This is a genomic window from Phenylobacterium sp. (genome assembly GCF_036263695.1).
In the GTDB taxonomy this organism is placed as follows: Bacteria; Pseudomonadota; Alphaproteobacteria; order Caulobacterales; family Caulobacteraceae; genus Phenylobacterium.
Window position 1 is genome coordinate 1 of the sequence record NZ_DATAGM010000292.1, and the last position, 8,374, is coordinate 8,374.

At 70.0% G+C, this 8,374-nt stretch carries 5 protein-coding genes and 1 tRNA gene; 5 read left to right on the forward strand and 1 reads right to left on the reverse strand.

Going from position 1 to position 8,374, the window contains the following annotated elements; genetic code table 11:
* The 5 genes from VHK87_RS11750 to VHK87_RS11770 all read left to right on the forward strand — a co-directional run.
* The coding region (locus VHK87_RS11750) for a TonB-dependent receptor (protein WP_329635082.1) at positions 1 to 2,291 on the forward strand (2,291 nt) is incomplete at its 5' end.
* Between the two features lie 83 nt (positions 2,292 to 2,374).
* A complete protein-coding gene (locus VHK87_RS11755; RefSeq protein ID WP_329635083.1) occupies positions 2,375 to 3,622 on the forward strand; it encodes a glycoside hydrolase family 1 protein in 1,248 nt (415 codons plus the stop codon).
* Entirely contained in the window at positions 3,619 to 4,287 is a 669-nt protein-coding gene (locus tag VHK87_RS11760; RefSeq protein ID WP_329635084.1) for a TetR/AcrR family transcriptional regulator, read from the forward strand. The genes VHK87_RS11755 and VHK87_RS11760 overlap by 4 nt, the downstream gene beginning before the upstream one ends.
* A gap of 10 nt (positions 4,288 to 4,297) precedes the next feature.
* The gene (locus tag VHK87_RS11765; protein ID WP_329635085.1) at positions 4,298 to 6,547 is read left to right on the forward strand and encodes a beta-glucosidase; all 2,250 of its coding nucleotides are present in this window, start codon (positions 4,298 to 4,300) and stop codon (positions 6,545 to 6,547) included.
* Positions 6,544 to 8,121, forward strand: a complete 1,578-nt coding sequence (locus VHK87_RS11770) for a carboxylesterase/lipase family protein (RefSeq protein WP_329635086.1) — start codon at positions 6,544 to 6,546, stop codon at positions 8,119 to 8,121. The genes VHK87_RS11765 and VHK87_RS11770 overlap by 4 nt, the downstream gene beginning before the upstream one ends.
* A 113-nt stretch (positions 8,122 to 8,234) precedes the next feature.
* Here VHK87_RS11770 and VHK87_RS11775 read toward each other — a convergent pair.
* A tRNA-Lys gene (locus VHK87_RS11775) sits at positions 8,235 to 8,310 on the reverse strand.
* Positions 8,311 to 8,374 lie beyond the last annotated feature (64 nt).

Sequence of the window (8,374 nt, forward strand, 5' to 3'; positions counted from 1 at the left end):
AGCGGCAGCTCGCCGCGAGGGGAGAGCAGATGGGCGTCCAGAAGAAGTCGGCGCGTGCGATGTTGATGGCGACGGCGCTGGGCGCCGGCGTGGCGGCGGCGCTGCCGCAGATCGCATCCGCCCAGGCGGAAACGCAGGTGGACGAAGTGATCGTCACCGCCACCCGCCGGGAGCAGCGCCTGCAGGACGTGCCCGTGGCGGTCACCGCCGTCTCCGGCGAGGAGCTCGCGCAGTCGGGTGTGCGGGAGGTCACCGACATCCAGTACCTCGCGCCAAACGTCAGCTTTTCGTCGACCAATCCGACGGCGAACGGCGGCGGCTATCAGATCCGCGGCGTCGGGACCCAGTCCTACCTGGGCGGGGTCGAGCAGACCGTCGGCTTGGTTGTCGACGGAGTGGTGGTGGGCCTGTCGCGAGATCCAGGCGCGACGGGTTTCAGCGACATCGAGCGGATCGAGGTGCTGCGCGGGCCGCAGGGCACGCTGTTCGGCAAGAACACCTCGGCCGGCGTGATCCAGATCGTCACCCGCGGCGCCCAGCTGGGCGAGACCTCGGGCGACCTGACGCTCGCCTACGGCGAGCGCAACGAGGTCATCGCGCGCAGCTCGGCGAACCTGCCGATCGGCGATGCGGCGGCCGTCCGGCTGTCGGCCTTCTACCAGTCGCAGGAGGGGGCGATCCCCAACCTGCTCAACAAGTGGCACGTGGGCGACCGGGAGAGCTGGGGCGTGCGCGCCAAGCTGCGCTGGGAGCCCTCGAACGCGCTGGTCGTGCAGGCGAGCGTCGAGCACCAGGAGGGCTTCTCGCGCGACGCCCACACCCTGGAGGCGCTGGGGACCAACCCGCTGTTCAACGCCCAGTTCAACCGTTTCGCGATCCGGCCGGGCCCGGGCGTGCTGGTCAGCTTCCAGGACGCGGACTGGAGCGCGAAGACCAAGCTGGACGCGGCCTCGCTGCAAGTCGACTACCGGCTGGGCGAGCACACTCTGACCTCCATCACCGGTTATCGCGCGGTGGAGACCCTGCAGCTGGCCGACATCGACGCTGCGCCCATCAACATCTTCAACAACAGCGACGGGGGCGTCGACAGCAGCCAGGTCACCCAGGAGGTGCGCCTGACCTCGCCGTCGGGCGAGCGCCTCGAGTACGTCGTGGGCGCCTACTACTACGGCACGGACATCACCGGCTGGGCGGCCCAGTACGGGAACTTCTACGGCCTGTTCGGCCGCCCGGTGGTGCTGGGCGGCGGACGTCGGGACGAGAAGGTGCGCAACCGCAGCCTCGCCGCCTTCGGTCAGGGGACCTATGCGCTCACCGAGACGCTGAAGGTCATCGCGGGTCTCCGCTACACCCACGACCAGGTCCGCGGCTCGATGAGGGTGACGCCGCTGCCGTTCCCGTCCATCCCTTCGGGCGTGACGCTGCCCTACAGCGGCGAGGTCGAGGCCGACGACCTGTCGGGCCGAATCGGGCTGCAATACCAGCCCCACCGCGACCTGATGTTCTTCGCGACCTACGCCACCGGCTACAAGGGTCCGGCCATCGACGGCACCGGCGGGGTGGTGCGCGAGATCAAGCCGGAGACGGTCGAGAGCTACGAGGCCGGGGTGAAGTCGACCCTGCTCGACGGCCGCATGACCCTGAACGGCACGGTCTATCTCTCCGACTTCTCCGACTTCCAGGCGCAGGCGCTGGACTCGTCTGTGAGCCCGCCGTCGTTCGTGATGAGCAACGCCGGCCTGATGCGGGCGAAGGGTGTGGAGGTCGAGTCGACCCTTCGGTTGACCCCCGAGCTGACGCTGTCCGCGAACGCAGCCTACAACGACGCCAAGTACAAGGACTACTTCGCCGCCTGCTACGCGGGCCAGCCGGTCTCGCCCGTCGCCGGCGTGGGCTGCTACGTCGATCCCGCCACCGGGCTGCAGGTCGCCAACTACTCGGGCGAGCGGCTCGCCAATGCGCCGCAGTGGTCCTACATGCTCCGCGGTTCCTACGAGCGGCCGCTGGCGAACGGCCTTGTCCTGGACGCCAGCGCGATGTGGTCCTGGCGGAGCGAAGCCCAGTCCATCACCGCCGATCCGCGCTCGGTCGTGGACTCCTACGGGCTGCTCAACGCCACGGTGGGAATATCGGGCGAGCGCTGGCGGCTCAGCCTCTACGGCCGCAACCTGCTCGACGAGCAGTTCTATGCGCCGTACCCCTCGGGCACGTTGAACCCCGGCGGATACTATCGGATCGTCAGCCCCGACGCCTTCCGCACCGTCGGCATCCAGCTCAAGCTCGATTTCTGATGCGGCGGGCAGGGGGCCCCGAGAGGGTGAACAGGCCGGACCGTCGACAGTTGCTGGCCGCCTCGGCGGCGTTGGGAGGTTTGATGATCGCCGGTCCGACTTCCGCCAACGCTCAGCGGCCGACCCCCAAGTTCCTCTGGGGAACGGCGGGCGCCTCTTACCAGATCGAGGGCGGCAATTACGCCAGCGACCTGTGGGTGATGGAGAACCTGAAGCCCAGCATCTTCAAGGATCCGTCGGGCGATGCGATGGACGCCTACCACCGGTTCGACGAAGACATCGCGCTCGCCGCCTCGCTCGGCTTCAACACCCATCGGTTCTCGATCGAGTGGTCGCGGATCGAGCCCGAGCCGGGCATGATCTCCCTGGCCGCGATCGCCTACTACCGGCGGGTGCTGGAGGCGATCCGCCGGCACGGGATGACGCCGTTCCTCACCTACAACCACTTCACGACGCCGCGCTGGTTCGCAGCGGCCGGCGGCTTCGAGACCCGCGACGGCATCGCCCCGTTCGTGCGGTTCTGCGAAGTGGTCACAAGGGAGCTCGGCGAGCTCGTGGGCATCGCCTCGACGTTCAACGAGCCGAACCTCGGCGCGCTGATCAGCTGGTCCCCCTCGATCCGTCCCATGCGCCCCTATATCGACAAGGCGCGGCAGGCTGCGGCCGCCTCGGTGGGGGCGCAGCAGTGGGCGCCGCCCATGCTGGGTGACTTCCGCATCCAACAGCCGATCATGGTCGAGGCCCACGCGCGCGCCTACGAGGCGATCAGGTCCATCGCCGGGGACGCCTTCCCGGTTGGCATCACACTGGCGCTGAACGAGGAGCGGCCGGCCTCCGGAGGCGACGGCATCGAAGAGAAGCTGTCGCAGGTGCTCACGCCCTGGCTGAACGCGCCCGGCGATTTCGTCGGGGTCCAGAACTACACCTACAGCGTCGTGGCTCCGGAGACCGATCTGCCGCCCCCGGATGGCGTCGAACTGACCCAGATGGGCTATCCCTTCGCTCCGGGAGCGCTGGAGGCTGTCATCCGGATGGTCGCCAAGCGCACCACGCGGCCGATCTATGTGACGGAGAACGGCGTCGCCACCGAAGATGACGCCCGTCGGGTCGCCTTCATCGACGAGGCGGTGGCCGGCGTGGCCCGATGCGTCCGTGACGGGATCGACCTGCGCGGCTACATCCACTGGTCCTTGCTGGACAATTGGGAGTGGGTCTCCGGCTTCGGGCCGAAGTTCGGGCTGGTGGCCGTCGACCGGACCACCTTCGCGCGCACGCCGAAGCCCAGCGCAAGGCACCTGGGCCGCATCGCCCGCGCCGGGCTCCCCCGATGAATAACGGCAAGCCGAAGCGACGGACCCAGGAGAGCCGCAGCGCCGAAACCCGGGCCCGGGCGCTCGAGACGGCGATCCGACTGCTCTACGAGCGGGGGTATGCGGCCACCAACATCCTGACCGTGGCGGCGGAAGCCGGCATCAGCCGCGGGGCCCTGCAGCACCAGTTCCCCACCAGGGTGGACCTGATGCTGCATGTGGTGCGCACCGTCTACGATGAGGAGATCGCGCTCTACCGCGAGCAACTCGGCAAGATCTCCGACCCGCGGGAGCGGGTGCTGGCGTTCCCGGAGATCGCCTGGGACGTGCTCAGCCGCCCCAGGGGCGTCGCCGTGCTCGAGATCCTGCAGGGCTCGCGCAGCGATCCCGAGCTGGCGACCCGGCTGCGGCCCATGCAGATGGAGATCGAGCGCGACTCCATCAGCATCGCGACGTCGGTCGCGAGCGAGGCCGGCATGGACGCGGCCGCCCCCGGGGTCCGGCTCGTCGTCTGGGCGATCCGGGGCCTGTCGGTCGCCCAGCTGCTGGTGGAGAAGCCCGGCGAAATCCGCAAGTCGGTGCGACTTCTGAGAAATCTCCTGAAGCTGGCCTTGGACAGCGAACAGCCGGCCAAGGCGACCCCGCCCGAACCGGCGTTCCGGGTCATCGGCAAGCTGAAGCAGTAGGAAGCCCTTCGTGAAGTCACAGATCGTAGGCGTCCTCGCGGCCGCCGTCCTCGCCATGTCCACATCAGCCGCCGGCCAGACCCCGATGCAGCATCCTTGGAGCGACGCGCGCCTCTCCGCCGACGAGCGCGCCCGACAAATGGTCGAGGCCATGACGCTCGACGAGCGCATCTCGCTGCTGCGCACAGAGCCGGGCTTCGGCCTGCTGTCGCTCGGCGTGCCGTTGCCGCCCTCCATCCCCGAGGCGATGCGGCGGCGGACGCCGGAAGGCGCCCTGGGATCGGCCGGCTATGTGGCGGCGATTCCGAGGGTCGGGATGCCTGCGCTTCAGATGTCGGACGCCAGCCTGGGCGTCGGCAACCTAGGCGGCTTCCTGCGCCGCGGCGACGAGGCGACCTCGCTGCCGGCGAGCCTGGCGCTGGCGGCGACCTTCGATCCTGAGCTGGCCCGCAGGGCCGGCGACATGCTGGGCGCTGAGGCCCACGCCAAGGGCTTCAATGTCCAGCTTGCCGGCGGGGTGAACCTGGTCCGCGAGCCGCGCAACGGCCGCAACTTCGAATACGCCAGCGAAGATCCACTGTTGTCCGGCGTGATCATCGGCGAGCAGATCGCCGGCATCCAAGGCCGGCACGTGGTGTCGACCACCAAACACTATGCGCTGAACAGCCAGGAGACCGGCCGCTTCGTCCACAACGCGGTCATCGATGAGGCGGCGCTGCGCGAGTCGGACCTGCTGGCGTTCCAGATCGCCATCGAGGGGGGGCGCCCCGGCGCGGTCATGTGCGCCTACAACCGCGTGAACGGGCCCTACGCCTGCGAGGACCCGTTCCTGCTATCGACCGTGCTGAAGGGCGAGTGGCGGTATCCGGGCTGGGTGATGTCCGACTGGGGCGCCGTGCACAGCCTTGCGCCCTCGCTGGAGGCCGGCCTCGATCAGGAATCGCCGCAGGACGACCCCTGGTTCGACGGCCTGAAAGCCGCGGTGCTGGGCGGCGAGGTTCCGGCCGCGCGCGTCGAAGAGGCCGCCCGCCGCATCGTGCGCAGCATGATCGCTATCGGCGCCGTCGACCATCCCGCGCAGCCGGGAGGCAGCATCGACAAGGACGCGCACGCCGCCATCGCGGAGCAGGTTGCGCTGTCGGGCATGGTGCTTCTGAAGAACGAGGGCCTGCTCCCGCTGGTCGGCTCGGCGCAGCGCATCGCGGTCATCGGCGGGTTCGCCGACCGGGGCGTCCTGTCCGGCGGCGGCTCGTCGCAGGTGATGCCCTACGGGGGCCACTTCAAGGACACCCGCGGCCGCGACGGCATCGCGGCCATGCTGGCGCCGGTCTACGGGTTGTCCTCGCCGTTGGCCGCCCTGCGCAGCCTGCGGCCGGAGGCAGAGATCAGCTTCGATGACGGGTCGGATTCGGCCCGCGCGGCTGAGCTCGCCCGCACGGCGGACGTGGCGATCATATTCGCTACGCGGCCGGAAGAAGAGGGCATGGACGCCCCTGACCTGTCGCTCCCGCACGGTCAGGACGGGCTGATCGCCGCAGTGGCCGCGGCCAATCCGAAGACGGCTGTGGTGCTCGAGACCGGGAACCCCGTGGACATGCCCTGGCTCGGAGAGGTCCAGGCCGTGCTGCAGGCCTGGTACCCCGGCCAGCGGGGAGGCGAGGCCATCGCCAAGATCCTGACCGGGGAAGCCGCGCCCGAGGGGCGGTTGCCGATGACCTTCCCAGTGAGCGTCGATCAGCTCCCGCGTCCGAAGATCCCGGGCTTCGATCCCGCGCAGCGCACGCCGTTGGGCCTGGGCGCCAAGGTCGAGCCGTTCGAAGTGGTGTTCAACGAGGGCAGCGACGTGGGCTACCGCTGGTTCGAGCGGACCGGCGCCAAGCCGCTGTTCGCCTTCGGCCATGGCCTGACCTACACCGAATTCGCGTACGATCGCCTGCGGCTCGCGGGCGGCGACGCGCTCGAGGCGCGGTTCACCCTCGCCAACAGCGGGCCGCGCGAGGGCGTCGAGGTGGCGCAGCTCTACGTCGCCCCGCCAGGGCGCACCCATCGTCTCGTGGGATGGGCCCGAGTCCGACTAAAACCCGGCGAGCGCCGCGAGGTGGTCGTGAAGGCCGATCCGCGGCTGCTGGCCTCCTACGATAAGGATGGCGGCGGCTGGCGACGGTCGGCCGGGACCTACAGCGTCTACGTCGGTCGTGCGGCAGGCGCGAAGGACCTTGCAGGGCAGGTCGAGATGCGGGCCGGGGCTGCCGCTCAATGAGCGCGCTGGCCCTGCTGTTCGCCGCCGCGCTCGCCTCGGCGGCCCCCGAGGTCCGCTCCGAAGGCGGCGTCCTCCGCGGACAAGCCGGGGACGGCGTCGTGGCCTACAAGGCGGTCCCCTACGCGAACGCGCCCGTCGGCGCGCTGAGGTGGCGGCCGCCGCAGCCGGTGACGCCCTGGCCGGGGGCGAGAGACGCGTCCGTCATGGGCCCGGACTGTGTTCAAGGCGCCATGCCCGGGCCGCCGCCGTCCCATCCCCGGTCCGAGGACTGCCTGTACGCGAACGTCTGGCGGCCTGCACAGGCCGGAGGCAAGCTGCCGGTGATGGTCTGGATCCATGGGGGCGCCTTCACCAACGGCGGCTCGTCCTCGCCGGAGACCTTCGGCGACCAGATGGCCAGGCGCGGCGTCGTCTTCGTGAGCTTCAACTATCGGCTCGGCCGGCTCGGCTTCTTCGGCCACCCGGCCCTGAGCCGCGAAAATCCGCAAGAGCCGAAGGTCAACTACGGCCTCATGGACCAGATCGCCGCTCTCCGCTGGGTCCGGCGCAACATCGACGACTTCGGCGGGGATCCCGCGAACGTCACCGTGGTCGGCGAGTCGGCGGGCGGGATGTCGATCAACGCGCTCCTGACCTCGCCCGAGGGCAGGGGGCTCTTCGACAAAGCCATCGTGCAGTCGGGAGGCGGTCGCAGCTTCCTGACCGGCCGGCGGCGGGCGGCGCACGATCTCCCCGGTGCGCCGTCCGCCGAGACCCTGGGCGTTCAGTTCGCCGAGGCGATCGGCGTCGAGGGAACCGGCGAGGCCGCTCTCGAGGCTCTGCGCGCAAAGAGCGCCCGGGAGATCACCGGCGACCTCAGCATGGCGACCTTGGCTTTCGCGCCCGCCCGCGCCTTCTTCGCCGGCCCGGTGATCGACGGCCGCGTGCTGACCGAGCCCGCGGAGGCGGTGTTCGCCGCGCGCCGGCAACACCGCGTCCCGCTGATCGTCGGGGCGACGGACGGCGATCTCAGCCTCGACGCGGCGCCGACGAAGGACGCCGCCTTCGCCGCGTTCGGGCCCGACGCCGAGGCCGCAAGGGCGGCCTACGACCCCACCGGCCAGGCGGATCTGAAGGCCGTCAACCAGGCGGTCGGCGCCGACCGAAACATGATCGAGCCGGCGCGCTTCGTCGCTCAGGCGATGAGCGGGCGAGGCGCTCCGACGTACGTCTACCGGTTCGCCTACGTACCGACGGCGCGCGGCGAGACTTCGCGGTTCGGCGCCGAGCATGCCTCCGACGTGGCTTTCGCCTTCGACCGACTGGCGGCCATGCACCAGGATCGGGTGACAGGCGAGGACGAGAGCGTCGCGGACGCCATGGCCGGCTATTGGGTGAACTTCGCGCAGCGCGGGGATCCGAACGGCGGCGGTCTGTCGCTGTGGCCGGCCGCAGGACGACGCGGGGAACCGCTGCTCATCTTCGGCGCCGACGGGCGCATCGCCGCCGGCGAGGATCCCCTCCGCCGCCGGCTCGACCTCGCCGAGGCCGCCGCAGATCGACGAGCTGTCGAACCCGAGGGGGCGCGTCGGTAAAGGCGACGGCGACTGCAGAGAGCCAGCGCACCCAGCGCTGTCCCGCCCAAGGCGCGGACCCTTTGTGAGATCTGACGCGGCGAGAGGTCAGGCCGCGTTAGCGGCCGGAAGAATGGTGGGTGTACAAGGATTCGAACCTTGGACCCGCTGATTAAGAGTCAGCTGCTCTACCAACTGAGCTATACACCCGTCGCGGCGGGGCCGTGGCCCCTCAGCGAGGGCGCGGAACATACGCGAAAAAGTCGGGTTGGCA

Coding starts and splice junctions, on each gene's coding strand:
- VHK87_RS11755 (WP_329635083.1), top strand. CDS start 2,375: ATGATCGCCGGTCCGACTTCCGCCAACGCTCAGCGGCCGACCCCCAAG.
- VHK87_RS11770 (WP_329635086.1), top strand. CDS start 6,544: ATGAGCGCGCTGGCCCTGCTGTTCGCCGCCGCGCTCGCCTCGGCGGCC.
- VHK87_RS11760 (WP_329635084.1), top strand. CDS start 3,619: ATGAATAACGGCAAGCCGAAGCGACGGACCCAGGAGAGCCGCAGCGCC.